Genomic DNA, 25999 nt, shown 5'->3' with positions numbered 1-25999 from the left:
CGTTTTAGTATATTAACTGCTATAGACAAATCATGACGTCTCAGCAAAAATAATCCTTGATTGACACAAAAAAATACCGATAATAAAACACGATTCACATGCGCGAATGATTCTGTGTTATTTTTAAAAGTCAATGATAAATTCTCAACAAAAATATGCCAAAAATAATAATCCTTCCGATCGAATCAGGATTATTTTATCAGAGACAGGGTTTCGGCAAAACCAATTGGCTGAGGCGGGAAATGTCAAGCCTCCCACGTTAAATGGGTATTTATCAGGTGCGAGGCCCGTAGGCTTTGACTTTGCGTATGCGTTAATGAAATCACTCGGATATAACCCCTTTTGGATATTATTTGGGGATGGAGAGAAAAAGGTCCCAGCGGAAATATTCTCCGAACTGACTCCGGAAAATCATGATCGGTTTGAGGAAATTGAACGGGATAGAGTTTTTATCAGACAGATCGATGAATCGGGGATAAGAAAGGATATAGAAAGAATTTTGGAACTCAGTCGATCCGACTCAAAGCTGTTTAAGATTTTTTTCGACCGACTTTTTCCTGAAAAGCATGACTAATTTTTATGTGATATATCTCGATCAGCTCTTTGAGCGAGGCTGTTTCTTTTTTTAAATCTCTTGCAAAATTATAAAGAAGAGTTTTTAATTTGTCGTCTGTAGTTTTCATAATCGTCTCACATGAGATGAGACGATTCATTTTCCTTTTCTCTTCATTGCACTTTGTCAACGTATATAACAGGATAACGTTTTTCTGCATGAGCTACGGCGATCGCTCTTCCATGAATTTGAATATCTCTCGTCCGCGCGACAAGTTTATCAAAATCTTTGCTCATCCCTGATGGAATAAAAAGCAGAAATGTGGCAATCACGTTTTTGTCAAAGTATTCGGCTTCGGCAATTGTGTAACCGTTCCAATCGTCGCCGACCTGGATTCCCTCCCAGTTTTTTAAGTTGGTTTGTAAATCATTTGCGTTCCGCATGATTCGGAACTTCAGTTTTCCGTTTACGGTTCCGCCTTCCCACTTGTCTACTCGTTGGAGCGAGCGACATACAAAGTCGAGTTCAACTATAAAATATTTTCTGTCGTTCTTCCATTCTCCGGATTCGGTGGTTCCGTCTTCGCATTTGATTTTTCCCTGGCCGTGTTTCTTGCCATTTACAAAAGAGCCTTCGTAAACACACTGAACACTTCCATCCAGATACGTTAGCTTCCCTTTTCCGTGAGGATCCATTTTAGAATCAAAGAATCCTTCGTAATGATCTCCGTTATCAAACCAACTATAAACCAGTTTAGATGTATCGATCTTTCCATTGATAAAATACATCGTTGAAATTCTTTCGAGGTTATTTGCTTCATACACTTTTATTAAACCATGAAATTTTCCGTTCTTAAAATTACCTTCTCCGATTACACCTTCTTCATTTTGTAATTTCCCTTTTCCGTTTTGACAATCTCCTTCTATACACATACGGGTTTTCTCTTCCGCAAAAATCGGATTTAAGAAAAAGATAAATAAGATAATTGTGATACTGATTGATTTCATTTTTTACTCCAGATGAAAACAATCAATATCCAACCGGACTTGACAATTCGAAAACTTAGTTTTGGTCTGCCGTATGGCCAAAAAAAGTAAGACCTCTCAGAAATCTAATAAACAAAATATTAAACAAACTGTAACAGGATATACGACCGAAGGTTCTTTGTTTAAAAACATACCGATCCAAGAGTTAAAGCAAAAACGTTCTGCTACTTTACAAACGAATCCAGCAATACCCAAAGATCCGGAAGATACCATGACGCCGCAACAAGTTGCAGCTCTACTCAAGCGAAGCGTGCGAAGAATTAGCTATTATCGCCGCGAAGGACTCTTAGGAAAATTTTGGAAGTTTTACGATGGAACGGTTCTCTATTCTCGCATTGGAGTGGATGAATTTTTTCAAAGTCGTTTTTGCGATCGAGAAGAATCATAAACGAGCGGAAATCGCGGCACTTAGGGGGCAATGCCGACGTTGTGCATTCGATATTTCCCATGTTAGCATTGGTGACATGGATGAATTAAAAGCACTTCTACAAATCGATCATATCTCTCTATTTCTTGTTTCCATAATATTATTTTTTATGGTCCTTCTGGTTTATCGAAAGCCGCTTGGATCCATTTTCGGACTTCTTTCCAAACTCATCACAAAACGACTGGATTCAAAAGATACAATCTCTGTCGTTCAAATTCAGACGAACTCTCTTCCGGGTGCGCGGTTCATTCAGGAACACGTAACGTCTATACAATTCATAAACTCACTTCGAGTCCGCGACACAGAAATGTTTTATGACTTTCTTTTTAATCTTGTCAGCGAAGTCCGGGCAAAACTCGGTAACCCGTATCCGAATGTAAAGTTGACGTTCTCTCTTTTGAATGTTGATTACATATCCTCTGCGGCAGTTAGCGCACTCTCAAAAATCTTAATCGATGTAGTTCAGAAAAACGGAATTTTCTTGAACATAAACTTTCCGAAGGATCGATTCAAAAATCACGCCACCAATTTCCGAATACTCGCTGGGGATGCTGAGCACATTTCAATTTCGACCAAAGATCACGGAGGAGCAGGATGAAAAAGATTTCAGTTATAATTTTGCTTTTAGGTGCGTGCGCGGTTTTTCAAAAACTTCCGCCAACCGTAAGAGAAGACAGTAAACAAATTAAAGAAACGAAAACGGCTTTGATCGAGGATCGTCCAGGTGCAACGGAACGAGCAATGTCAGAACTGGATCGATGCGATGCGCGTAACATCGAAAACGCGAAAGAGATACGACGACTAAACGAAGCGTTGAATCGTTGTAACGTATCGAACGAGAAGAAGGACGTGCAATTAACTAAGGTATCTAAAGAAGCCGGAAAGGGTGAAGGAATTCGTTGGACTTACTACGCAATCCTTGGGTTTGGAATCTTTCTGTTGCTCGTTCTTGTTTTGGTTGTAGCGGCAATTCTGGCCTTGAGGCGCAACGGGCTTCCAGTTGTTAGTAGCCTTTTGGGAGGAAGAATCGTATGAATCCAATATTAGATTTTTTGAAATCCGCTTCATTTAAAATACAAAAACATTTTCTTGATTTCGACGCGATCCAGAAAACACAACACTACTGGAACGATTCGACTCTATCGAAAGCAAAAACGAATCGGATCGGTTCGGAAGCAAGTCTTCCAACATTTCCTCCAGTTTTCGGTCCGGTCTTTGTATGCCCAGTCGATGAACCACACATAACGTCTCCGTTTGGTTGGAGAATTCTGAGTATAAACGGAAAACCTTCGAGACAGTTCCATTTGGGGATCGATTTAGGAGGCGAAAGGAAAATCAAAATTCCTGAAGACTGTATTATTAAAACAGTTCTCAAGAAAGACGAAAAGTATCCGGTTCGATTTCGTTATGATTACGAATCCGGAACCTGGATGGATTTGATTTCTAAAAATAAGATTCCTAAAGGTAGAGCTTGGACTCCATACATAATCGCTGTTGGAATCCATACCAGAAATCAATACAAATTCAAACATGTCGATTCCATCGTTTCCGAGGGACAAAACGTAAAGGCCGGAATGATCATCGGAAGATCTGGAAATCTCGGTTATTCCATGGGACCACATTTACATTTTGAAGTTTGGCCTTGGAATAAAAAGGAACAGTCCTGGCCCAAACCGATGGACCCGGCGAAGTTTTTAAAATCCAAAAATCTAATATAAGGAGAGTATAATTATGGAAATTTTAACTCAGGCTATCATTGGATTATTCATTCCGCTCTACGTGGCTCTCGTATTGTTTTTGAGCCAGTGGGCGTTTCGTTTTTTCAACTCCGAATTTGTCCGCCGTGATAAAGCTCGGTTTGTTCTGATTCTTGCAACTGTGATAGCGCTCGTGTTCGAACTTGTAAGATTTGCATCTGGGGATTCCATTCCCGAACTCGGATACTATGCAGTGATTCTGCTTCTTAACTTTTGTTTCACGACAACGTTTTACGAAATTCTGATGAAGCGAGTATTCGCGGCAATCAATTACGCTCACGACACTCCGGTTGCATCGGAAGAACAACCAGATTAATCGTAAGAAAATAGAAATGAGCACAGAACCAGCTATAAGAGAACGCGCTTTTTTCCTCTATGCTATTTCCGGCTCTGGGTCTTCTAAAAATAGCGTAGCGAAACAAATCCGTTCTGAATATGGAACGAAGACTACCGCAAAAACTATCGATGAATGGTCGAAGGAAAAAGACAGGGATGGTTTAACATGGGATGATAAACGGAACCGTCTCGTCGCGAGGGCAGAAAAACAAGTAGAGGCCATCGTTGAAAATCGAATGGTAGAAATTCAAAAAAGAACTAAGACGATTGCAGACTTGTTGTATAAGAAAATTACGGAAGAGACTCCGAAACTTACGAGTCTTGATAACGCTATCTATGCTTATAAAGCAATCTCAGAACTTGAATTGACGTTGCCGCAAAAATATGGAGCACAACTGAATCCAAGTGAGATAATTGGAATCGTTTTAAAAATCTTTAAACGATGTGAACCAGTTGGAAGAGCAATCAGCGACCACTGGGAAAAGAATTTGGCTCTCGAAATTCATCAAGAAATCGAAGCATTTAAACTTTCTAAAGTAAATCAGGTTCCATGATGTCTTCGGGTTTAGAAATATTAGAGTCGATTCATGAACTTGGAACAAAAGAGTTTTCCAAAGTTAAGAAGAAAGATCGCAATTTATACGGAAAAAAGTATGGCAAAGAATCCTTAGCAGCTTTCGCACGCTTTATTGATCCAAAATTCGAAGACCCTCTCCACATAAAATCGATCATTCACCTTCTCGAAAAAATGGAGAAAGGGGAAGTCACGAGAAGCATTATTAACATGCCACCACGAAGGGGCAAAAGTCAGATTTGCACTCGAATCTTCCCTGCTTGGTTTATCGGTAGGCATCCAGATAAAAACGTAATATTACTTTCCTATTCAGATGAGAAAGCCGCGCGTTTTGGTCGTTGGGTTCGAGACTGTGTAGAATCAGAACAATTTTCTCAAATATTTCCAAAAGTAAAAGTTCGTCCTGACATGAGAGCGGCTGCTGAATGGGAAACGACATCTGGCGGACTCGTCTTGAGTGCAGGACTCAAGGGAGGATTCAACGGAGACGGCGCAGATTTGTTAGTTGTCGATGATCCGTATAAGAATCGAGAGGAAGCGACATCGGAGGTAATCTCTGAAAAAATCATCGAGAATTTTATGTCTGTTGGAGAAACGCGTCTTTCTCCTAACGGGATTATCTTGATTCCTCATACTCGTTGGTTGCGCAATGACCTTACCGGAAGATTAACCGGAGAAGATAAGGAGTCCGAAATTGAAGCTGTTTGAGCCTGAGATAAAAGGTGAATGGCATGTTCTCCGTCTTCCTGCAATTTTAGAAGACGGGACTTCTCTTTGGCCTGAAAGATTTAAAATTGAGAATGTTTTGAAACTGAGGTCTCGGATTGGAGAAACCCGATTCAGTGCTCTTTATCAACAAATTCCAATGGATGTTGCCGAAAGAATTTTCAGTGACCCGAAATATGAAGAAACTCCAAATGATGTAAAGATATTTGCGTTTTGGGACCCGGCGTTTCGTGAAGCGAATAGGAAAAAAGACTTCAATGCATTTTCTGCGGGTGGACCGAACGGAGAGAAGTTCTATGTTTGCGCTGGTGAAATATGGCGTGCAGGACTTTTAGAATCTTACGATCGAGTTGAGAAGCTTTGTAAACAACATAACGTAACTCGCCTTTTCATAGAAAACAACAAAGGGGAAACAGCATTAGAAATAGAAATGAATAGGCGAAACATTTCCAGTAAGGGAATTATGAGTTCCGGTTCGAAAGAGTTTAGAATTCAACAATACGTCCGAATGAACTGGGATAAAATTCGATTTTCTCGTTTTGTCTCTACGAAGTATATCAAGCAGATTTTAGAATATTCGGAAATCATAGAACGCCACGACGACGCCCCGGATTCGTTGGCTGGTCTCATCAAAGAAACAAAATTCGGCCCCCAGGCGGAAGGAATGAAAAATCGGATCGGATTTTTTGAAATGCTCCTAAACGAAGGAAGGTGGTAATGGCTCGTAAGCGTCGCAATTATTATAAGAACTTAGGAATCGATACATCCGTCCGCGTTGCAAAATTGGACGCATCTGAATCCGTTGCCCGACTCGATACCCTGATGCACATGGCATCCGGTAAAGGCATTACAGGAAGAGATAAACTACGAGGTGTTGCACCAAATCCCGAACGGATTTTTCCAGTGACTGCACGCGCGCTTTACGAATCAAACGGTTTCCTCGCCAACATAGTTGATTCCGTCTCGGAAGATGCAACCCGCGCATGGATCGAAATCGAAACAAATCGAGATAAGGATGATCCGGACTCAGGTATCAAAGGCCTAAACATATCCAGAATTTTGATGAATGAAATGGAGGAGTTCAAGCTTCAGGAAAAAATTACAGAACATATTCAAGGCTCTCGGATGAATCACGGTGGCTCTCTGCTTTTTTGGGGAATTAAATCGGATATTCCACAGACCGATTTCATGCTTCGTCAACCAATGCCCGAAACGATTCGGAATCTCGAATTCATAAACATAATCGATGCGAGTCGCTTTTCCGTCAGGAGAAAAACGAGCGATCCGCTTTCTAAGTTCTATAACGAGCCGATTTGTTCTGTATCTGGCGTAGAGTTAGATTCTTCCCGGTCACACTGGTTGGTCAATAGCTGGAACTGGGATTCTCAGAGGGGCATTTCCTTAGTAGAAAAAGTCTACGATGGGATTGTTGCAATCGATACGGCCCTTTGGTCGACGACTTCCATGATTTTTGAGATGGCCGTAAAGGTTCTTACAACGGACAAATTGGACTCTGCTTCTCCCGAAAAAACGATGGAGTTTCTTCGGCTGTTACGACATACGCTTTCCACTCAGTCCACTGCAATGCTCGGAAAAGACGAGACTCTTACTCGTCTTGGAAACTCGGGGATTTCTGATTCACAACTCGAAACTCTGTTTTCATTCATTTTTAAAGTCTTGTCAGGTCTCTCAAAAATACCTATTTCGAAAATTTTAGGGCGAACACAATCCGTAATCAATATTGGGAATAGTGATCCATCGGACGACGTAAGTTATTTCGAGGATGTTTCTCGCTTTCAGGAACTCAAAGTCCGTCCCATCATAGACCAATTTATCAAATTACGAATCCGATCGACTGAGGGACAGATTTACAGACTTCTAAATGGCGATTTCGCATCTCTCGACTGGAAGTTTAAATTTAAAACGTTGTGTAAATCTTCCCCTGCATCCGAAGCCGATACAAACCTCAAGAACGCTCAAGCGGATCAAATCTATGTAACAATCGGTTCCCTTTCACCTGGGGAGGTTAAGCAAAAGAGATTTCCTGAAATGGAAAATTTCGATTACTCTCGAGATGATAGCGGCCACTTAGATTTTAGCGAACCGGGTCTTTCAAACCCTGAAGAATTTAATCGTCCTGTTTAACAGTAATTTTGAATGTTCCAAGAATCGAATATAAGGCCATTTTCCGGGGTTTTTGGACTTTGGGGGTATCTTTGGCCAACTTGCGGTTTGCTGAACAATGCTGAACAAGTCCTATTTAAAAATAACAACCTGCCTTTTGCCGTCGTAAACCCATTTTTCCATCCTGCACTGAAAAAGGGGAAAAAACCGTGTATCCGCTAAGTTTAGAACTACAATATTCCAAACTTTGGAGAGATGAGGTTTCCCGTTTTGCCAAACAGGTAAACTCTGTAATCCTCAACGGTGTTCAAACCTATTCTAAAGAGGCACGTGCGGATGGCTATTTCTTTGAGCCTGTTGTTCGGTTGGATGTTTCCGATCTCCGAGTCTTGCTCAACCAACTCAAAAATCAATATGGGGATTTCGCTCCTCGAAAAGAATTCGAATCCCAGATCAAACAAAACGTTCAAATGATCGATGCGTGGTCTCGGGACAAAACGAATTCGTTCATTAACAAACAATATGAAAGTATGAACTTCCCGCCTCGCGCTGGGGTTGTAGGAGGTGATCGATCGTTGTTTCGCGTTCCTGGAATTCCAGTCTCTCAAAAAGAGTCCGGCGAAATTTGGGACCGAGTTAACAAGATGATAAAGGAACAATCGAGTCTTGCGTCCAACGCTTTCCGAGACCACTTCGAAGCTGTTCAGAAAATCGTAACCGATGGACTTACCAAAAGATTGAAGTATCAGGACATTGCTACCCAAATCCAAAACGCAACTGGAGTTTCCGAACGTCGTGCGGAGTTTTGGGCGAAAGACCAAACCGGAAAATTTTTCAGCCAACAAAACAAACTCAGGCAAACAAATGCCGGATTTCCCGGCTTCGTTTGGAGAACTCAAAAAGACTCTAAGGTTCGAGATTCTCATTCACATGTCGCAGATAAATTTTACAAGTGGGGAGAACTTCCCTTTGTTAATCGCAAAGGTGGGCTGCCTGCTCGACTGGCTCCCGGTGACGATTATCGTTGTCGGTGCTGGGCAGAACCTTCATGGGGACCACAGGGATCTAAAAAGAATAATCCGAAGCCTTCTGGTTCTTCCCCCAAAATTATACTTCCCCCACGTCCTCAAACTCAATCAATCGTTCCGATTTTACATTCAGTAAATCTGAATCTTCCCGATCCGACAGTTCACGCCAACATTCAAAAAACGATTTCCGATCTGGATTCCATTTTGAAATTTCCAAAGGATCGAACCAACATCGGAGTCCATTATCTCGCCGGATCTAATTTAAAGAAAAACATCGCGGGCCTTTTTAATCCGAATACGAATCGAATTGAAATCAACAGCGGATTGAAATTTAAAGACACATACCAATCGACTTTTGTTCACGAGTTCGCGCATGCAATGGACTATCGTTGGTTGGGTAAGGATGGACGATATGAAAGTCATTCCGGGCCTGATTTCGCGGAGTTTAAAAACGTAGTTCAAAAAACGGAGTTGTATAAGCGACTACAACAAATCGGTAGAGAGGGGCGAACAAAAGTTCCCGGCCTCGATGTTCCTGTTGCATTGAGCAGAACTCAAAAAAGCTTGATTCCTTATTTTCTTACGACGGAGGAGCTCTTTGCGAGAGCGACGGAGATTTGGACAGCAGAAAGAACCGGTTCTAAAAATCTCCTTGCTCAAATTCAAAAAAAGAATAGTATGAATTTCGTAAATCATTACTGGGATGAAGACGACTTCAAACCTGTCTTATCGGTTCTTGATAAGATATTTAAAACGATGGGTTACTTGAAATGAAACGAGTTTCAGATATACTTCCAACTTTAACACCGGATAAGGTCGCTGAACTTTATGGAAAACTGGGCGACCCCAGTGCACAAAGAAACGAAGTGGTCGCAGCAATTATGAAAGTTAAAAACGTTTCCGAAGACGAAGCCCAAAACATTTTTGATTTCAATCTCTCAATGGTATCTCAGATGGAATCGGATCTCGATTCTCGTAAGTAGTTTCCATCTCTAAAAAATCTTCCTCACCTCCACTAAAAACGTCGGAAATTGCGGTCTCTTGTGTGACCTTGCGACCTTGTTTCTCTGGTAGGTTTACGTTATTATTCAATGCGTGAAACCGGAAAACGGAATTCGTTACGATTCTGCAACTGTCGAGCTGGAAGGACTTATAGAGGATGAAGCCGTTCTTCGGTGCCCTCTCGTCCTCGCTCGTGTCGGTGTATTCCCTTATACTCACTCTGATGGAAGAATTGTTCGAGAGGCAAAATTACCGGAAGAACTTTTCTCTCCGGAAACTCTCGCGTCTATACCGGGGAGACCCATTACTAAAAATCATCCTCCTATTTCAGACAACGACGGGCTGATCAACGATACGAACTATTCGTTATATGCGAAAGGCTCTCTTGGTGACTCTGTAAAAGTGAAGGGCGACGGAATTTGGGTCAATGAAACTATCTGGGACGCAAAATTAAAAGATTCGTTAAAACGACGTGATAAGGTGCAAATATCGTCGGGCTTTCGTTCGAAACTCGATTGGACGCCAGGCACCTTCAGGGGACAACAATACGATGTAGTTCAGAGAGATATTCGTTTTAACCACGCCGCTCATGTTGACAAAGGCCGCGCGGGTGATTCCGTTCGCGTCTACCTCGACCATGCCGATTTTCCGGAAGATATAAACTTTGCCGTCATTGCGACGGATGAAAATCAAACAGGAGAAAATATGTCTGAAAAACGAGACCTGATAAAAGAATTTCGTAATTTTCTAAAGAACTTAGGAGTCGCTCGAAATGATTCCGAGCCTTCTACGGCAACAACTGAACCCGCACCGGAACCTATCGATAAAGGTAAGCAATCGCCTTCACAGGAACAAGAGCAAAATAAGACAAAAGATGATCTTATCAAATCTCTAACAGCACAAGTTGCAACTTTAACCGATGCCCTTGCGGAAATGAAAAAACTTCTGGCTTCCGCAATGGCACCAGCAACTCAGGACTCGATTGCTCAGAGCCGGATAAAGTTGATCGAGACTGTTAAGTCGATCAAGCCGGACGCGACGACGGACGGGGTTTCTGCAAGAGATCTAAAGACGCTGGTCATCAAAGAAACGTTACCTTCTGCAAAGCTTGATTCAATCGACGATCAGGAATTGGACATTCGCTATGAATCTGCCGTAGAGCTTGCTCGCGAAAAAGCGTCTGTTCGAGGCGGTTCGAATAACCAGGAACAACAAAAACCAACTCCAAGGCAAGATGCTGATGATTTGAAGAAAATTCAGGAAGCACGGCTGAAAATGAACAAAAGAGGAGATAAGTAACATGAATCTGAAAATTTTGTTAAGTTTTCTAACCTTGTTTTACATTGTGATTTTCGGGATTTCATATTTCGAAGTAATTCCGTCCGAATTCCTACAAGTATTTTTCCCAATCGGTGCATTATTCGCTCTCATTGGAGCTCCGGTTCCTGAAGGCGGATTGTATAACGAACAACCCGGACTATTGGGAACCTCCTCCAGAGATTCGAAAGACGAGCGTAAGCGAGGAAGCGTTGTTTCAATCGGCAAATTACCTTTTGGTTCCGCAGTGATGCTCGTCTCTGGCGGAGAAGGTATTTCTGTTATAGGTGCTGACGCGGTTCAAGTCTCTTCCAATTTGCGATTTGATGGGGTGACATCCTATTCTAATGCCGCAGGAGACCTGAAAAATCTTTCTTACGACGACGGTGAACTTTGCACCTTCTTTGATAAAGGATACGTTTGGGTTCCTTGCGAGGAAGCAACTACGGAATTCGATACGGTTCGTATTCGAGTTGTTCAAGAAGGCACAAATGTCGTCGGGTCGTTTCGTAGAACCGCTATCCCTGGAAAGACTGCCGTTATCACAGGGGTTAAGTTTGCATCAAACCAAAATGTCGGAATAGCGGAACTGAACCTCGTGTCAGGTTTCACAATCACATTGGATAACTAAGGAGATTATCGATGCCTGAAGCAATATTTAGAAAAGAAGACTCAGAACACATTAAGACAGAACTCTTGACTCCAAGAAAAAACGAACTTGTAGCAAGAAATGTTTTCAACGTGAATTCAGATACGCCAACCTACTCACATGCCTATTCGGCTGAAGGTGTAGAGGATACCGGTTCAGCAAGGATCAGGGAATCCGGTTCGGATTCAGACGGTTTGCCCTTAGTTGGAGAAAAAGCCACAAAGGAAACTGACAAGTTGTTGGTTATCGAGGCCGGCTTTCGGATCACACAGGATGATTTAGACGCGGCGGAAGCGCGTAGGCAATCCGGCAAAGGTAGCGAATACCCAGTGTCCGAAAAACGACTCAACGGAACGAGACGTTATATTGCCGAGAAGGAAAATCGGGTTATTTTTCACGGCTGGAGTCTGGCTGGTAAGAAAATTAAAAGCGGTCTTTTTAACTGGCCTGGAATTCAGGAAGATCAGATTTCTGAAGTAGAAAATGGCAAGACTGGAGTTTCTAAACGCATCTGGAAATATAAGACTCCAGAGCAGATCCTTGCAGACATCGTTGATGCTAAGGCGGAGTTGGAAGGAAGTGGTAAATTCTCAGCAGCAGGAATCCTGATCGATGATGAAGATTATCTTCGTCTACTCATGCCGGTTTCTAGTAGCTCAAACGTAACAACGCTGCAGTGGCTTCTTCAGAATAAAGAACTCTTTTTTCCGCGTGGTTTTATTCGAACGAAGGATTTGTCCTACAACATCCTGAACAAAAAAATCGGGAACGACTCCGTCGGTGGATTTTGCGTTTTCGACGATGCTTCCGATGTTGCGGAAATCATCATCGCAAGAGACTTGGAAGTGGCAGAAGAACCGTTCAGTTCTTACGCCGGACAAATGAAAGTAAGGGCCTATGAAAAGATCGGCGGAATTCACGTTTACCAATCCAAAGGTATCGTGATGCGCTATGGAACTCATACGGTTAAAACCGTATAAGGATCGTCAACCATGCCAAGAGCAAGTATAGCACAGCTTAGAGCGTATGTCGGAGATCCAATCGCGGACTTAACAGATTCAGAACTCCAGTTGTTTCTTGATGATGCTGTCGCAAGCGTCATTGGTAACACTACGCTTTCTGAATCTCACCCGCGATTCAATGAGCTTCAACGTGCCCGAGCGGCTTACTTGCTCTTCAATGCAAATCGTATGAAGAACGAAGTGATGGCAGAATCGGCGGACGGAATTTCTCGTAACTACGATACGAATATTTCACCGGGTATGCAAGTATCTTGGCTGGATCTATATAACCAAAAACGAACTGAAATCCTTGGATTCAGGGGACGAATCGGATAATGCCAGCGATAATTGAAGATAATACGAATCTGGATCAACTCATTAAGGATTTGGAATATATAGAATCGGCAACGATCACAGTCGGCCTTGTAGGTTCCGTTGATAGTGATTTATTGAAGAGTGCCGGGGCCAATGAATTTGGCGCAGTGATCAGGCCAAAGAATTCAAAATGGCTGACGATTCCTTTACTTCCGGAACTTCGCGGAAAGAGTCCTCGGAGTATCTCAGGTCTTAAATTCATTCCTCCGAAAAAAGGAAAATCATCGGCAATGCTCGCAAAGTCGGAAGGTGGTCATTTGGTCCCTCTCTTCATTCTTACTAAAAAGGTCGTTATCCCGGAAAGATCCTGGCTACGCGGAACCTTTGATTTGCAATCCTTCCAAGACGCTGTGATGGCAGAATTTGAAAAAGGAATTCAAGATTTCTTAAATGCGGAAATTGAGGCAATACAGGTTTTGCATCGAGTCGGGCTTAGAGCCGTTTCCGAAATCAAAAACCGAATTGTAAATAATGATCCTCCGTTCAAAGACCTTTCTGGATTGACTACAAATTTAAAAGGAAACGCAAAACCTTTGCGAGATCAATTAAGATTATTTAATGCGATCAACTACGCAATAGATGGGAAGGTGGCTACATGAGTCTTACGGGTGTTTCCGAATCTCTTAAACCGTTCATACGGCCGGTTGTGTATTACAAGAAGATGAAAACGAAGAACGCAAAGGGAGAAGTCATCACTACATACGAAAGCGGAGTTCCTTTGGATTTACCAGTGACCACTGTGAGCACAAGACTACTGATTGCGATGTCGGAAGGATCATATACATCGGAAGATAGAAACTTCTATCAGCTTGGGAACGCTCTTCCAATTGATTACGAGGATAAGTTCGAGTTCAACGGAGTAAAATACCTCGTCACGATGATTAAGGATATGACGTTTGAAGCTGGATACATTCGTTACGTCTGCAAAAAGGAGATTCGTAAATTATGAAATACGAATATATACGATCCGTGATGGATAAACTTCAGGCAGTCTTGGAAGTATCCTATCCCGGAATCAAAATTGAGTTAGGTGATCAGAATGTCGATACGCCTGAGTATCCTTTCGGCTCATATAAGATTCTTGTTTTAAATCAAGATCCGACAAAGTCCGCGTCTTCCTGGATAGAAGCAACGAGCGCGGAAGACTTCAAACAGGCCTTTCGGAAAAATCAAACGGCATCGATCAGTCTCGCATTCCTGCACAACTCATCGATTTCTACATGTTGGGATTTGTGCCAGATGGCTGTTGATTGGTTTGATTCGATTCAAGGGATGACAGAATGCGAAAAGTTTGGAATTACTCCGCAACTCATAACCGGAGATGTCCAAGACAGAACCACCGTTTTGGAATCAACGCAATACGAATACAAGGCGGGATTTGACGTTATGTTCAGATCCAGGAAGTTCAACGAAACACAGGGCAAAACAACCGCAAGCGCGCCTTCGGTTGAATTTCAGGAGGAAGCATGAGCGCACAGACCATTTCCAAAATCGATCCGATTTCAATCAATATTTTTCTTAGAAACACCCCCGTTTCTCAAATGGGATTCGGACTACCGATGATTTTGGGGATCAAAGCACCTATCTATTTTCTTCAAATCGGAACCGCTACGAGTGGGCTCGTTTGGAAATCCGCAACGTCGGGCGTTGTTTTTATCCAAGTAAAATACGTCATCAACGGAAACAATACGGCTCTCAGCGTAGTTCGCTCCGGAACCGGAACGGAAAACGATCCGTATACAATTACGGTCAACGTCGCAACGAACGGAAGCGGAATCGCAACCTCTACCGCCCATCAAATCAAACTCGCGGCGGAAGCAGTCTCCAACGTGGCAGGTGCGACAAAGATCGTAGACGTTGTAGAAGTTGCCAATACCGGAAGCGGTGTTGTTTCAGCGTTTGCTCAAGCACCTCTCTATTATGAAAGATACATGGAAATCACTTCCGCGGATGATCTTTTGGGACTCGGCTTTCTTTCTACGGATAAGGAATACATCCAAGCGACGCAGGTCTTTCGACAAACGCCAAGGCCAAAGACAGTCGCTGTTTTACTTTTGACTACATGGGCGAATGCGGCGACTGAGATCGCAGCTCTCAGAAACTCAGGACAAGACGCTTGGTTTAAAACCATTGCGACTACGCATAACAAAAATGAAATATACACGTTAGGGGACTATCTCGCCTCCATCGAGAAAATGTTCTTTGCTTGCACAGATGATTTGACCGCACTCGTGGGAAGAAATTCGATTTGGGAATATTTGATGATTCACAAGAATCCTGATTCTTTCCCGGAGGCCGCATGGGTTGGAAATACAGCTCCTCGAAGGGTTGGATCGTATAACTACGCATATTTGCCGTTGGATGGCGTGGAGAATTCCGGATACACGAACTCTCAAGCGAGTTCTATCCTTTCCGACAAGGGAAATCTGATCGTTGATTTCGGAGGAAGGCAAGTTCCCTATCCAGGAATTTCGACCGCTCAGGTTTATGCAGATGTGGTAGAAAATCGAGTTTGGTTGAAAGCACGACTCCGAGAGAACATCACAAGTCTCTTCCTAAACTCCGACGTAGTTCCTTACACGATTCAAGGAATTCAAATGATTGAAGCACGGATGCGAGAGGTTTTCGTTCAAGCCGGTGTTCAAGGAATCATCGCGCCTGTCGAAACGGATGCGGACAAAGCGCGCTCCGATTTAGGAGACTATCAATACAAAATCAACTTACCCGAAACGATCGATGAGATTCCGACGAACGATCGGAACAATCGTATTTTGCCTAACGTCACTTTTTCGTGTCGTTTGAGAGGAGCAATTAACGAAGTCGATATTGACGGTGAACTTACCTAAAAGGAGCAATCGAATGAATGGAATTTGGGACCCAAAGAAACTAAACGTAAACTGTAACGGACGTGAAGTTTCCGGAATGAGCCAAGCGGATGGCTTCTTTAAAATCGAACCCGTAACCAAAGAATACATCCTATCTCAAGTTGGCATCAAGGGCGATTGGAATATCTCAGAGGTGTATGACGGACGGGCCAAACTCACGATCGTCCTCATGGGAGATTCACCTGAGAATGAGTTCTTTTTCGCAATGGGAGAAGGAAGACTTCCATGTGTGTTTACGATGAAAGACCGATCCGATGGCGGTATGCTCGGCTTCTCCGCACAAGGGAGAGTTTGGGAAAGACCTACAATCGAACGCGGAAAGGAGTATAAGGATCGGACTTGGGTTTTTCTTCTTCCGGATTATAAAGGAGTTTTAACAGCATGAACAACGAACGAGACCCCATAGCAAAACGAAACGTAGCGGAATATACAGGTCAGACGGTTCAACGAAAATCCGAATCCAAAACAGAATCGATTCCGTCTGACGACCCAATTCTTGTTGAAATCGACGACGATGCGAAAGTCGCAACGATTCAATTCGTTGACGGACATAGTTACAAACTTCAGCATCCTGGAAATCGAAAAGCCCTTCGTTGGAGACAAGAATCGATATCCTTAACGGACGGTTTGAATCAAGACAAACTTCTGGATAAGTTCTTTAAGTTTTGTGTAAAACCAGTCTCACACAATTTTGAACCTACGTTAGACAACATCGAACCGAATCATGTGGAGGTGTGGCTAAGAATGGCTAACCGATTTCTTAAGTGGGAGTTGGAATAACCGGTTCCCAAATTTTGAAGAGGTCCCTTCGATCGAAGAATGGTTAAAATGGATAGACGAAGAAGTCGATCGGGAATTACAAATCTGGAAACCGTTTATTTTGGGAGCAGCACAGTTTAGCCAAAGCGAGATCGAAGACGCACCTACAATTCTATATGCGAAGATCATGGAGGTTGTGGATCGAAGGAAAAAACGAGAAGCGGAAGAGAAGACAGAGGAATTGAAGTTTTTGGCGAAGTTGATCAGAGGAGCCTGATCTTAATCGTATTAGAAAATTCGAATGTATAAAGGAAAAGTAAGAATAAATGGCAGTCAGAGAACTCAAGATAGCTCTTAAAACAAACCAAGGTGATGCTACAGACGCCCTGAAAGAGTATAAGGAAGAATTGAATACTGTAAAAAAACAATTCTCTGATCTGGGTGGTTCTCTCGATTTGTTCACGGATTCCCAGGCCGCCGCTTTTAAAGAGTTCGGTGAATCCATTGGAGACAGCCTTGCCGGAAAAGCTGATCCCGCAATTTCCGAACTCGCCAAAAAGTTTAAAACTACAGAATCAAACATAGAGCGTTTGATTTCAAAATCCCGTGAAGATTTAAAACTGGATTCGGAACTGATCGCAACCGCAAAAGCTGCAGGACTCACAGACAAAGAACTCGAAAAGCTTAATCAGGAAATGTCTGATACGGCGAATAGTGCGGGTTCCCTCTCCGGAATGCTCAAGCAAGTTGCGGCAATCGGAATCGCTTTCGCCGTTGGATCATTTGCTACAGCATCGATCGAAGCGGCTACTGCATTAGAAAAACAAAATGGAATTCTTCAGACTCTTTCTGGCACTCAATATCCAAAGCTACAATCTGCGATCACACAAACGATTCAGAATTCAAAAGGTCTGGCCTCGGAAGGGGGTCTTTCGCAAGTTGCGAATGACGCGATGAAAGCGGGGATGTCCGTTGATTTCATTTCCAAGAATCTTTCCGGGCTCTCGCAAGTTGCGGAAGTAGCTGGCAATGAACTTTCCGCTTCAATGAATGAAGCCTATCAATCTATTCAAACCGGCTCCGATGATTTTCTGAAAAAGAATGGTGTGCTTTTCTCTTCATATACCAAAGAGTTTAATCAGATCAACAACTCTGCAATGACTGAAGTCTCGAAACGTCTTGCCAGAGAAAGGCTGATCTCTACCGCACTCAAAGAAAATTCTGCGCTTCAAGATGCGTATGGATCACATCTAAAATCAGCCTCGGCAATCTTTCAAGCCTACAATCAAAGGATGGGAGACCTGAAGGCATTGTTTGGAAAAGTCCTTCTTGAAGGAATGAAGCCGTTTCTGTCTACGTTCGTTAGTATATTAGAATATTTTACTGTTGGAGAGGACGCACTCAATCGAGTAAAAGGAGCGTTGGTCATATTTGGTTCGGTGTTTACCGGAGTTTTGGTAGCCATTGCCGCGAAGATGGTTGTTGCAGCTTCCGCAACTGCCGGCGGAATGATTCCTGCACTGTATGGAATGGCAGTGGCTGGTTGGGCGGCTATTGCCCCTTGGCTTCCTTTTATAGCAATCGGCGCGGCTGTCGCGGCAACTATCGCCGCAATCGTTTTGATTGTAGACGACCTTCTTGTTTGGATGGATGGAGGCGAATCGATCATAGGGGATTTTCTCGGTCCATTCAAAGATTTTGATATTAAAAAAATATTTGGACAAGCATTTGATTATTTAATCAACCTCGCCAAAAAATACGGAAAGTTTTTGATCATGGCTCTCTTTCCGGTTAGCACTTTGTATTTTTATTTTGATGAAATCGTTGAGTGGTTTAAATCACTTCCCGAAATTATCGAAAACCTATTCAAAGGCATCGGCCCGAAAATCAAAGAAGCATTTTCTGGAATCTTACCTTCCGGGATCTTCAATTTTGGAGCACCTGGAAAAGCGGATAACGCGACAAGTGTTCAAGATGCAATCATTACAAAATCCGGAAAGGTGATTCACACACATCCGGACGACAACTTGGTTGCAGTAAAGGACTTAGGATCACTTGGAAGATCCAAATCTTCCGGAGGAATCTCGGTCAATATTGCAAATGTTACGTTAGGAGCGGGTTCACCACAGGAAAACGCTACGATCTTTGCAAAGTTTTTAGAGAGAGAGCTGGAAAAAATCGCAATCAAACTCGGTCTTTCCGCTGGACTCTCTCCGGAGGCGTTATAATGGAAAGCCCCTTAGCCCGAACTACAATCGCATTAACAGACGGCGACGATGAAATCGAACTCAATGTGTCTCTTGAGATACAACATTCGTATCCCGCCGAGATAACCGGACACCCGATCGAAAAAGAGAAAGGAAAGACCTCAGTCACGGATCACGTAATTCCAGGTCAAAGAGGAATCTCACTCAGTGCGATCCTTTCAAATTCTATCGCAATATTTTCTTTCCGTCGAGTGACTGTAGACGAAAAATTAGAAACGCTCATTCGTTGGCAAACGGAGGGAACGTTTCTAACAATGCTTGGTTATACAACCGGCGGGATTTTCACTAAAATCCTATCGATGCTTCCGTCTTTTTTTCGATACGTTCCGCCGGATGATCCAGACAAGCGATACTTAGGCAGATCTATCGATGAAATTCCAAATCTCTTAATCGGAGATATTACGTTTTCTGAATCTAAAGATATTGGAAATGATATTAGTATAACCTTATCGATTTATCCGGTCCAAATTGTAGAGGCAAAGACCAGGAATTTGAATGCTGTGAAATCAGGAGGGAAACAGCCGATCAAAGAAGTGAACGTAGACCCAAGTAAAAGAATCCTGCTAAAACAAAAGCCATTGTTAAATCATTCTTTTAAGGTTAAATCTTAATATGCCAACGTTTAAATACTTACAATTCAAACCAAACTCTTTTCCAATTCGAAATCAATGTGAAATTGAAGGAAAGGATTATGAGTTTGAGTTCAACTACAATTCAGTTGGTGATTTTATTACGGTTCTTGTAAGAGACTCGGAAGGTAATATTCTATTTTCAACAAAGCTTGTCTACGGAATTTCCTTGAATCACTTTGTAGTGGATGGGTTTCCAAACAATGTCAAACTCATCCCTTTAGATCTGGATGATCTGTATCGAGATGAGTTTGTGGAAATCTCTGTCAACAGAGACACGCTCGGATCTACGGTTCAAATTTATATCATTGAGAAAACGGTATGATCGGAAATCCGAAACTTTACGGCCGTGTTGTTTCTTTGGAAATTCTTCCGAAGACAGGTCTCGGAAAAGAGTTCACCTATCCTCCGTTTGACATCGAATTCGAGTCTGATTTAGAGAAGCTGAATATAACGAAAGTTTTAATCTATAATGTCAACGACGACACGATGGAAATGATAGGAGCAAAAGCCAGGGGAAAAGAATTCCTATATCCCACTGCGATGTTAAGCGCAGGGTATAAAGATGAAAACGGTTTGGTCGTGAGCGGGGAAGTTATTCTTCCCAAAATGAAACAGGAGGGGCCGAATAAGATTTTAGAATTCACTATCTCATCAAATGCCGGTTCCTGGAATAGTTTCTATATTATGAAAACGTATAGTAACCTTCCTGCACAAACTGTCATACTCGATATTCTAACTCAAGGCAACATCAAACCTGGATCTATAACATTAGGAGAAGATAAAGTAATCAATTTTAGCGCAACAAAGTCTTTAGGAGAATGCGTTAAAAGTTTCTGTGAGCTAACAAAATCTCAATACTGGATGCAAGACGGACTTTTACACATCTCCCCGCTCGATCCTCCTTCTAAACCAAGCACGATCTTCTTAGACAATCTTCCGGGCTTATTGGAGTTCCTGAGAAAAATCAAAAAACCTGGAAGGTTACAAGCCTTTTCCGTCACAAGCTCAAATTAAATCAGGTGATTGCAGTCAAAGGCGGAAGTTTAGATGGAGAATGTAGAATCGTAAAAGGAAAACATCGCTTCTCTACATTCCAACCTACGAACTATACCGAACTTGAGGTCCTTCCGTTATGATCACTCTGGACGACGTGATTCTCAAAGCGATCAAAAAGCAACTCGCAAACGTTCAGGTTGGACTTCCTGGAACGATCGAATCGTTTAATCCTTCGTTGATGACGGCTAACGTAAAACTTCTTTTTAAACAGATCAATGGACAAGGGGAAGAGATCGACTTTCCGGTTCTCTCGAATATTAGAGTCGGAACTCTTTGGGCGGGTGATTTCTTTATCAAGCCAGACTACAAACGTGGGGATAAAGTTTGGGTTTCGTTCTCGACGCATGATACGTCAGACGCAATTCGTGGAATCTCAACAGTAGCTTCTGAGTCTTTATTCGATCTTCAAAGCGCCTGTGTGCAATCCGGATTCAAAGGAGATCTTGACGCTCCGGCATTCACAGCAAATCTTCCAGGATTACTAATCGGACACAAACAAGGTCAATCTTTAATTCAATTGGATGACGATACGATCAAAATTCGAGGTGGGCTTATCGATCTTTCAGAGTCAGCCGTATTGGGTGAAACTCTATCACAATTTCTTAAAATGATTCTGGATGTCTTTATAAACAACGCGTCTGCATTTACAACGAATACGGTTCCTGGTTCTCCGGCGGGCCTATCGCCTGTGATCGTTGCAGCATTGACCGCGCGTAAAGCGGAAGTCGATCAGATTATTTCTCACAAGGTGAAGATCGGATGAAGGGCTTGATGGTTGAGAACAACGACATCGTTCGCATCAACGGAAAGCTGGTTGTAATCGAAGGTTTGGAATACTATTCACAACGTATCAGGCATTCAATACGACTGTGCCTCGGAGAATCTGTTTACGAACCATTGAAGGGCGTCGACTGGAATACAATTTTCTCAAAAAAAGTTCCAAAGGATAGAGTCCTCTTCGAAATACAAAAAATTTTACAAAGGGATCCTGAAACCGTTTCAGTTGAAAACATCGAAATCGTAGAAGAGCCAAGTGATAGCAGGAATCTGAATATTCATTTTTCTGCAATTACAGTTTACGGCTTAGTTACGGGAGCAGTATAATGTCCGGAGTTACTTCACAGGGATTCATACGCAAAACGAGGGACGAAATCATCTCCGATCTGGAAGCTAAGTATCGGACTGGGCTTGGATCTGACATCGACCTCTCAATTTTAAGCGAGGACGGAATCCGCATGAGAGTCCTCGCGGATGAGTTAGACGAAATTCATAAGCTTGCGGAAGATATTTTCTATTCCAACTTCGCTCATACCGCAACCGGCGTTTCGTTGGATCGAGTTTTGAATCCTCTCGGTTCCGAACGGCAACCAGCCAAACGGGCTAATCGTAGGTTTGCGTTTTTCCGGCGTAAACGGTTCGTTTGTGAATATAGGAACAATTTGTCAAACTGGTAGTGGAATCCAGTTTATTACGATCGAATCCGGAACTGTCTCCGGAGGAAGCGTTTTACTCAACGCACAAGCTCTCAATATTGAATATGGTATCTCGGGTAACGTAAGTGCAAATTTGATCACGACGATCAATACGGCTCTTACCGGAATCGACTCTGTAACAAATCCAGAACCTGCAAGAGGTGGCAGAGTGATCGAAACAGATTCAGAATATCTAAATCGATTTATTGATTCCGGAATCAACGGCGGAAGTTCGGCTGCAAACGTTCAAGGCGCATTAAATAATATTGAATCGGTTTTGTCCGCAAAAGTTTACGAAAACGTTACTGATTTCGTAGACGTTGAAGGCCGAAAATCCTCACTCTATGGAAGCAGTCATTGAAGGTGGAACTCCTACGGAATCGGAGATTGTTTTCTGAAAAACTGGCCGGGTGGTATCGAGTCGTTGGGATCGAATTCAACAACTCTCATTGATAACAAGGGAGTTGCGCGCACCTATTATTTCAATCGACCAACTGACGTTCCTATCTTCGTGAAAATCGATATTCTGCGAGACCTGACTCTTTGGGAAACCGGTTCCGAGACAATCGTAAAAACAAATTGTATCAAGGTGCTCGGTGGCGTTGATGCGATCGGTCCGATTTCCACTTCTTACAAAGGTGACGGAACCGGCGAAGATGTTTTCGCATGGAAACTGATCGCCGCACAAAGCGGTCTGTCCGAATACGATTCCGTTAAAGTTCATGGAATCAAATCTATGGCAGTTAGAGTCGGTCTGTCTGCTCCTGCGACGTTAGATGAACTTGTTATTAGCAGTCGACAAAGAGCAAAACTTGTTACCGCAAACATTCAGGTAAACTTTCTATGAAAAGCATTGATGCGATTCTGCAAAAATATCCTACGTCTCTCTTTAACCGTGATCCTGATTCTGAAATCGGTAGGAAATGGAAAGCGGATCTTGAATTGTTAAACGAAGTTCGAACAACACTCGAATCAATCAGAGGTGTTTCGGATTATAGAATTCGAAACGGAGCGATTCTCGACCTGATTGGTAAAAATCTCAAACAGCCTCGGAACGGAATGGATGATTTTCGTTATCGCATTTTCCTTTCCATAGCGAGACAAAAGCAGAAATCAAAGGGTGACATCTATTCGATGAACGAAATCGGTTCCCAGATTCTTGCGGGAACTGGAACGTTATACGAAATTCAAGAGCTTTGTTATTCAGGTGCCCCAATGTTCTTGGACGGTTCTCTGACACTCAATGGAGAGTATCCGCTTTCGGGAAGTTCTAAAAGACCGGCTACGATTCGAGTCATATTTTCAGGTTCAATCGATACAGTCGTTGTAAGTCCAGAATTCAATAAGGCGATCGCACAGATCCGCGCCGGTGGGGTTCGTTCGATTATAAACTATCGCTTTGAAACATCTACCTTATCAGGAAAATTATATGGCTTTGCTCTTCGTTCATCCATGTTTGACGGGACGTGGCCGCTAAACGGTTTCACAATTCTTTCCGGAGACAAGGTGGGAATTCAACCGTATGAAATCGCGTTCGGAACAGGTGGATTAATTTCTGGAATTCCTCGACCTCCTCAAGATTCGGATACGGGTTTGCAAAATGAAGTTTTTAGAAAGCTCGCCGAGATTCAAAACAATCCGGATGGGACAAGAAGTTTTAAAACGACAATCAAGCAATCCGAATTGATTGGGCAAAGTATCAACGAACTTGCACTTTTTGAAGAAGACGGCAATTTGCTTTTTCTTAAAACCTTCCCTTCTAAACCAAAAGACAATCTAATAGTTTACGATTTCGTAATAAATGAGGAATTCCAATGATTCAAATTCTTGTCAGAGAGACCATGATTGAAATTGCAGGGAAAGATAAAGCAAGAATCGAAATGATTCCGGTTGCAGTGTTTTCGGATCATTCTGAACTCTTGCAATATTGTGAGAAGAAAGGTTTTCAAAAAAATGGAAACGGACTTGAGTCTGAATTCTATCGGGAAATGGATTTGAGACAAATGAAAGAGCAAGTTCGATCCTATTTTAAGATCGAACAACCTTTTAAATTGCATGAACGATTTGTAATTTTTGAACAGGAGTTAAAGTAAAAAAATGGCAGTTTTTAATCCGACAAAAAACAAGAACTTGGTCCAAAAATACACCAGCGGACGGGGACCTAATCGACGACGAACTAGATCGTCTCTACGAGAACGATCAGTATGCAAAGGATCGCTCCGATGCAACCGATATGAATATATTGAATTTGTTGATTCCGCTGGGAAGTGTTATAGAAGACAATCTAAACATTGCTTCCACATCTATATTCAAAGATGCGAATGGACAATCTATTCCAAGAACTACTTTTTCAACCCTTTGGAACTTGGTTCATAAAACGGTAACTGGAATCGTTCCAGCAACGGATCGAATCACTGTAAATGCTCACGGCTTCACGGAAGGTCAGCTTGTAAAGTTTGCCTTTACTGGAGGAGGAATCACTGCATTAGTGAATTATTATGTACGAAATCCGACGACAAATGACTTTCAGATTTCTGTAATGGTGACTGGTTCCATACTCGATCTTACGTCTTCTCAAACTGGGGATATGATTACGAATTTGGAATATGGCTTTGGGGACGGTTCAACGACGTTTAATGTTCCTGATCGACGCGGTATATTCGTGAGAGGTGCAGGAGTTCATGGGACGAGAGCAAAGGCTGCGGGCGGAAATTATGACGGTGGACCGGTTGGGTATGCGGGACAGGATGCGATGCAGGACCACCGTCACAATTTTTCCTATAACAATCCAATGGGAATTATTGGAGGAGTCGGGGGATATTGGTTAGCCGGAGGCGGGACAAACGCAGGCAATACAAATTTAGTTATATTAGAACCAATGACCGACGGGGTCAACGGGACGCCACGCCGGGGGAATGAAAATACTCCAGCATATGTAGCAGTAAAATACAAAGTGAGGGTAGCATAATGAATTATATTATCGATAAACATTCTAAAAACGTAATTTGGATTAATACCGACCCGAATTCATTGGCGGGTAAAGACGCATGGAACGATTTCGACCCAAATGCCCATGAAGTCATTCATGCCTTGCATTATAATCCGAAAATCGGAGATATATTTCGAGCCAAGGTGGAAAATGAAACCGCACAAGATTTCGTTCCGAAAAAAGTTTACAACAAGACGACGATGTTTGAAAGGACTCTACAAAATTGGGAAGACGAAATTGATTTGGAAAAAGAAACGGAACGGGAACCGTTGAAAAATCCGAGCGGAAACTTTTTACCATATCAGAAATATACGAACTCGGGTTGGGTGATCGACTTGGAAGAACGAAAAGCTGGTCTTTTGGCGGAGAACCGTCTTATTTTTAACTCAAAATTAGAATCCTATCGGGGGAAAGTCGAATGTCGAAATTCGGTTTGGGATTCCGGAAAAAAATATTTGGAGAATATTCAAAAAACATTGAGTATCTACTCCAAGCAAAAAATTCAAATTCTTCCGGAGTGGAGAGACGCAAACGACACATTTCATACTATGAATGTTGAAGAACTTTCGGAACTGGCCGATACCATTGAAATGGATATTTTCGACGTAGGACGCATGCTCTATGCAAAAAAATGGGAACTGGAAATCAGAATTCAATCCTCTTCTTTAGAAGAATTTTTGGACTTAGCTACAGCTTGGAGCTGAAATGTTTTCAGTTGCGTCTTGCGTGCGTTTTCGCAATTTAAAACGCGCGCGCAAACAAAGATACATCTTTATTTTTAAAGCTTGATTTTTTTACAGATGACCTTTCCTCCTTTAGACAAACAAGATCGGAAGTCATAAAGGAACTTTTAAATTCCACAGAGGCCACATCAATTACCAAACCGTCTGCTCCAACGGAAAATCAATTTTTAAATTAAAATTTTATAATATTCTTATGTTTTTTTGTAGGAAGATAAAAAGTAATTTTGAGGTATGGAATTATTTTGTATATGGCAAGAATGACATATCATTTAGAATAAAAA

General features: G+C 42.3%; 31 protein-coding genes and 4 pseudogenes. 34 read left to right on the top strand and 1 reads right to left on the bottom strand.

The genetic code is table 11. From position 1 onward, the window contains the following. Nucleotides 1–133: 133 nt before the first annotated feature. The gene (locus tag LEP1GSC059_RS16730; protein ID WP_017213674.1) at nucleotides 134–574 is read left to right on the top strand and encodes a helix-turn-helix domain-containing protein; all 441 of its coding nucleotides are present in this window, start codon (nucleotides 134–136) and stop codon (nucleotides 572–574) included. A 152-nt stretch (nucleotides 575–726) separates the two neighbouring features. Here the strand turns inward: LEP1GSC059_RS16730 and LEP1GSC059_RS16725 are convergent, their stop codons facing one another. After that, nucleotides 727–1560 carry an MORN repeat-containing protein gene (locus tag LEP1GSC059_RS16725; RefSeq protein ID WP_017213675.1) on the bottom strand — a complete coding sequence of 278 codons (834 nt, stop codon included), beginning with the start codon at nucleotides 1558–1560 and terminating at the stop codon, nucleotides 727–729. A 73-nt stretch (nucleotides 1561–1633) separates the two neighbouring features. Between LEP1GSC059_RS16725 and LEP1GSC059_RS16720 the strand changes: the two genes are divergently transcribed. The 33 genes and pseudogenes from LEP1GSC059_RS16720 (at nucleotide 1634) to LEP1GSC059_RS16555 (ending at nucleotide 25679) form a co-directional block, all read left to right on the top strand. Further along, nucleotides 1634–1987: a MerR family transcriptional regulator gene (locus LEP1GSC059_RS16720; RefSeq protein ID WP_017213676.1), complete on the top strand. Its 354-nt coding sequence runs from the start codon at nucleotides 1634–1636 to the stop codon at nucleotides 1985–1987. 76 nt (nucleotides 1988–2063) lie between these two features. Then, complete coding sequence (locus tag LEP1GSC059_RS16715) at nucleotides 2064–2624, top strand: hypothetical protein (protein WP_036057227.1); 561 nt, start codon at nucleotides 2064–2066, stop codon at nucleotides 2622–2624. Further along, nucleotides 2621–3061: a hypothetical protein gene (locus tag LEP1GSC059_RS16710; protein ID WP_017213678.1), complete on the top strand. Its 441-nt coding sequence runs from the start codon at nucleotides 2621–2623 to the stop codon at nucleotides 3059–3061. The genes LEP1GSC059_RS16715 and LEP1GSC059_RS16710 overlap by 4 nt, the downstream gene beginning before the upstream one ends. Next, nucleotides 3058–3744 carry a M23 family metallopeptidase gene (locus LEP1GSC059_RS16705; protein ID WP_017213679.1) on the top strand — a complete coding sequence of 229 codons (687 nt, stop codon included), beginning with the start codon at nucleotides 3058–3060 and terminating at the stop codon, nucleotides 3742–3744. The genes LEP1GSC059_RS16710 and LEP1GSC059_RS16705 overlap by 4 nt, the downstream gene beginning before the upstream one ends. A 13-nt stretch (nucleotides 3745–3757) precedes the next feature. Further along, nucleotides 3758–4099: a hypothetical protein gene (locus tag LEP1GSC059_RS16700; RefSeq protein ID WP_017213680.1), complete on the top strand. Its 342-nt coding sequence runs from the start codon at nucleotides 3758–3760 to the stop codon at nucleotides 4097–4099. Between the two features lie 16 nt (nucleotides 4100–4115). Next, complete coding sequence (locus LEP1GSC059_RS16695; protein ID WP_017213681.1) at nucleotides 4116–4673, top strand: hypothetical protein; 558 nt, start codon at nucleotides 4116–4118, stop codon at nucleotides 4671–4673. Beyond that, nucleotides 4673–5401 (top strand): terminase large subunit domain-containing protein, encoded by a 729-nt coding sequence (locus LEP1GSC059_RS16690; RefSeq protein ID WP_017213682.1) that lies wholly within the window; start codon nucleotides 4673–4675, stop codon nucleotides 5399–5401. The genes LEP1GSC059_RS16695 and LEP1GSC059_RS16690 overlap by 1 nt, the downstream gene beginning before the upstream one ends. After that, nucleotides 5388–6137 (top strand): hypothetical protein, encoded by a 750-nt coding sequence (locus LEP1GSC059_RS16685; RefSeq protein WP_017213683.1) that lies wholly within the window; start codon nucleotides 5388–5390, stop codon nucleotides 6135–6137. Before LEP1GSC059_RS16690 ends, LEP1GSC059_RS16685 begins: the two co-directional genes overlap by 14 nt. Continuing rightward, nucleotides 6137–7564, top strand: a complete 1428-nt coding sequence (locus tag LEP1GSC059_RS16680) for an anti-CBASS protein Acb1 family protein (protein ID WP_017213684.1) — start codon at nucleotides 6137–6139, stop codon at nucleotides 7562–7564. The genes LEP1GSC059_RS16685 and LEP1GSC059_RS16680 overlap by 1 nt, the downstream gene beginning before the upstream one ends. Before the next feature lie 188 nt (nucleotides 7565–7752). After that, a complete protein-coding gene (locus tag LEP1GSC059_RS16670) occupies nucleotides 7753–9345 on the top strand; it encodes a minor capsid protein (protein ID WP_017213685.1) in 1593 nt (530 codons plus the stop codon). Next, the gene (locus LEP1GSC059_RS16665; protein WP_017213686.1) at nucleotides 9342–9554 is read left to right on the top strand and encodes a hypothetical protein; all 213 of its coding nucleotides are present in this window, start codon (nucleotides 9342–9344) and stop codon (nucleotides 9552–9554) included. The genes LEP1GSC059_RS16670 and LEP1GSC059_RS16665 overlap by 4 nt, the downstream gene beginning before the upstream one ends. 112 nt (nucleotides 9555–9666) lie before the next feature. Continuing rightward, the gene (locus LEP1GSC059_RS16660) at nucleotides 9667–10872 is read left to right on the top strand and encodes a DUF2213 domain-containing protein (protein ID WP_017213687.1); all 1206 of its coding nucleotides are present in this window, start codon (nucleotides 9667–9669) and stop codon (nucleotides 10870–10872) included. Between the two features lies 1 nt (nucleotide 10873). Next, nucleotides 10874–11521, top strand: a complete 648-nt coding sequence (locus LEP1GSC059_RS16655; protein ID WP_017213688.1) for a structural cement protein Gp24 — start codon at nucleotides 10874–10876, stop codon at nucleotides 11519–11521. A gap of 11 nt (nucleotides 11522–11532) precedes the next feature. Continuing rightward, entirely contained in the window at nucleotides 11533–12519 is a 987-nt protein-coding gene (locus LEP1GSC059_RS16650; RefSeq protein WP_017213689.1) for a major capsid family protein, read from the top strand. Nucleotides 12520–12531: 12 nt separating this feature from the next. Next, complete coding sequence (locus tag LEP1GSC059_RS24905) at nucleotides 12532–12876, top strand: hypothetical protein (RefSeq protein ID WP_017213690.1); 345 nt, start codon at nucleotides 12532–12534, stop codon at nucleotides 12874–12876. After that, nucleotides 12876–13514: a hypothetical protein gene (locus tag LEP1GSC059_RS16640; protein ID WP_017213691.1), complete on the top strand. Its 639-nt coding sequence runs from the start codon at nucleotides 12876–12878 to the stop codon at nucleotides 13512–13514. The genes LEP1GSC059_RS24905 and LEP1GSC059_RS16640 overlap by 1 nt, the downstream gene beginning before the upstream one ends. Continuing rightward, nucleotides 13511–13864 carry a hypothetical protein gene (locus tag LEP1GSC059_RS16635; RefSeq protein ID WP_017213692.1) on the top strand — a complete coding sequence of 118 codons (354 nt, stop codon included), beginning with the start codon at nucleotides 13511–13513 and terminating at the stop codon, nucleotides 13862–13864. The genes LEP1GSC059_RS16640 and LEP1GSC059_RS16635 overlap by 4 nt, the downstream gene beginning before the upstream one ends. Continuing rightward, nucleotides 13861–14385, top strand: coding sequence for a phage neck terminator protein (locus tag LEP1GSC059_RS16630; protein ID WP_017213693.1), 525 nt, complete (start codon nucleotides 13861–13863; stop codon nucleotides 14383–14385). Before LEP1GSC059_RS16635 ends, LEP1GSC059_RS16630 begins: the two co-directional genes overlap by 4 nt. Continuing rightward, the gene (locus tag LEP1GSC059_RS16625) at nucleotides 14382–15761 is read left to right on the top strand and encodes a DUF3383 family protein (protein WP_017213694.1); all 1380 of its coding nucleotides are present in this window, start codon (nucleotides 14382–14384) and stop codon (nucleotides 15759–15761) included. The genes LEP1GSC059_RS16630 and LEP1GSC059_RS16625 overlap by 4 nt, the downstream gene beginning before the upstream one ends. Before the next feature lie 13 nt (nucleotides 15762–15774). Next, nucleotides 15775–16185 (top strand): phage structural protein, encoded by a 411-nt coding sequence (locus LEP1GSC059_RS16620; RefSeq protein WP_017213695.1) that lies wholly within the window; start codon nucleotides 15775–15777, stop codon nucleotides 16183–16185. Then, entirely contained in the window at nucleotides 16182–16580 is a 399-nt protein-coding gene (locus tag LEP1GSC059_RS16615) for an LIC_12613 family protein (protein WP_017213696.1), read from the top strand. The genes LEP1GSC059_RS16620 and LEP1GSC059_RS16615 overlap by 4 nt, the downstream gene beginning before the upstream one ends. A gap of 31 nt (nucleotides 16581–16611) precedes the next feature. Next, nucleotides 16612–16836, top strand: a complete 225-nt coding sequence (locus LEP1GSC059_RS16610) for a hypothetical protein (protein ID WP_036057207.1) — start codon at nucleotides 16612–16614, stop codon at nucleotides 16834–16836. Nucleotides 16837–16885: 49 nt separating this feature from the next. Beyond that, nucleotides 16886–18787, top strand: coding sequence for an LIC12611 family phage tail protein (locus LEP1GSC059_RS16605; RefSeq protein ID WP_017213698.1), 1902 nt, complete (start codon nucleotides 16886–16888; stop codon nucleotides 18785–18787). Further along, a pseudogene (locus LEP1GSC059_RS16600) lies at nucleotides 18787–19424 on the top strand (phage baseplate protein). Before LEP1GSC059_RS16605 ends, LEP1GSC059_RS16600 begins: the two are co-directional and overlap by 1 nt. Before the next feature lie 14 nt (nucleotides 19425–19438). Then, nucleotides 19439–19780 (top strand): phage baseplate plug family protein, encoded by a 342-nt coding sequence (locus LEP1GSC059_RS16595; RefSeq protein ID WP_017213700.1) that lies wholly within the window; start codon nucleotides 19439–19441, stop codon nucleotides 19778–19780. Beyond that, nucleotides 19777–20594: pseudogene (locus LEP1GSC059_RS16590) on the top strand (phage protein). The gene LEP1GSC059_RS16595 and the pseudogene LEP1GSC059_RS16590 overlap by 4 nt, the downstream one beginning before the upstream one ends. Continuing rightward, nucleotides 20594–21277 carry a Gp138 family membrane-puncturing spike protein gene (locus LEP1GSC059_RS16585; RefSeq protein ID WP_201028171.1) on the top strand — a complete coding sequence of 228 codons (684 nt, stop codon included), beginning with the start codon at nucleotides 20594–20596 and terminating at the stop codon, nucleotides 21275–21277. The pseudogene LEP1GSC059_RS16590 and the gene LEP1GSC059_RS16585 overlap by 1 nt, the downstream one beginning before the upstream one ends. Continuing rightward, on the top strand, nucleotides 21274–21618 hold the full coding sequence (locus LEP1GSC059_RS16580; RefSeq protein ID WP_017213703.1) for a contractile injection system sheath initiator: 345 nt from the start codon (nucleotides 21274–21276) through the stop codon (nucleotides 21616–21618). The genes LEP1GSC059_RS16585 and LEP1GSC059_RS16580 overlap by 4 nt, the downstream gene beginning before the upstream one ends. After that, nucleotides 21618–22833 (top strand): annotated as a pseudogene (locus tag LEP1GSC059_RS16575) (baseplate J/gp47 family protein). Before LEP1GSC059_RS16580 ends, LEP1GSC059_RS16575 begins: the two are co-directional and overlap by 1 nt. Further along, the gene (locus tag LEP1GSC059_RS16570) at nucleotides 22830–23804 is read left to right on the top strand and encodes a hypothetical protein (protein ID WP_017213183.1); all 975 of its coding nucleotides are present in this window, start codon (nucleotides 22830–22832) and stop codon (nucleotides 23802–23804) included. Before LEP1GSC059_RS16575 ends, LEP1GSC059_RS16570 begins: the two are co-directional and overlap by 4 nt. Further along, nucleotides 23801–24079, top strand: a complete 279-nt coding sequence (locus LEP1GSC059_RS16565; RefSeq protein WP_017213184.1) for an LA_1064 family peroxide-responsive upregulated protein — start codon at nucleotides 23801–23803, stop codon at nucleotides 24077–24079. The genes LEP1GSC059_RS16570 and LEP1GSC059_RS16565 overlap by 4 nt, the downstream gene beginning before the upstream one ends. 4 nt (nucleotides 24080–24083) lie before the next feature. Then, nucleotides 24084–24954 (top strand): annotated as a pseudogene (locus tag LEP1GSC059_RS16560) (hypothetical protein). Next, nucleotides 24954–25679, top strand: coding sequence for a DUF4376 domain-containing protein (locus LEP1GSC059_RS16555; protein ID WP_017213187.1), 726 nt, complete (start codon nucleotides 24954–24956; stop codon nucleotides 25677–25679). Before LEP1GSC059_RS16560 ends, LEP1GSC059_RS16555 begins: the two are co-directional and overlap by 1 nt. Nucleotides 25680–25999 lie beyond the last annotated feature (320 nt).

Origin of the sequence: Leptospira noguchii serovar Panama str. CZ214 (genome assembly GCF_000306255.2) — a bacterium.
Taxonomy (GTDB): Bacteria; Spirochaetota; Leptospiria; order Leptospirales; family Leptospiraceae; genus Leptospira; species Leptospira noguchii.
Note: the sequence above shows the minus strand (reverse complement) of the source record. Positions and strands in the feature narration are given on the sequence as shown.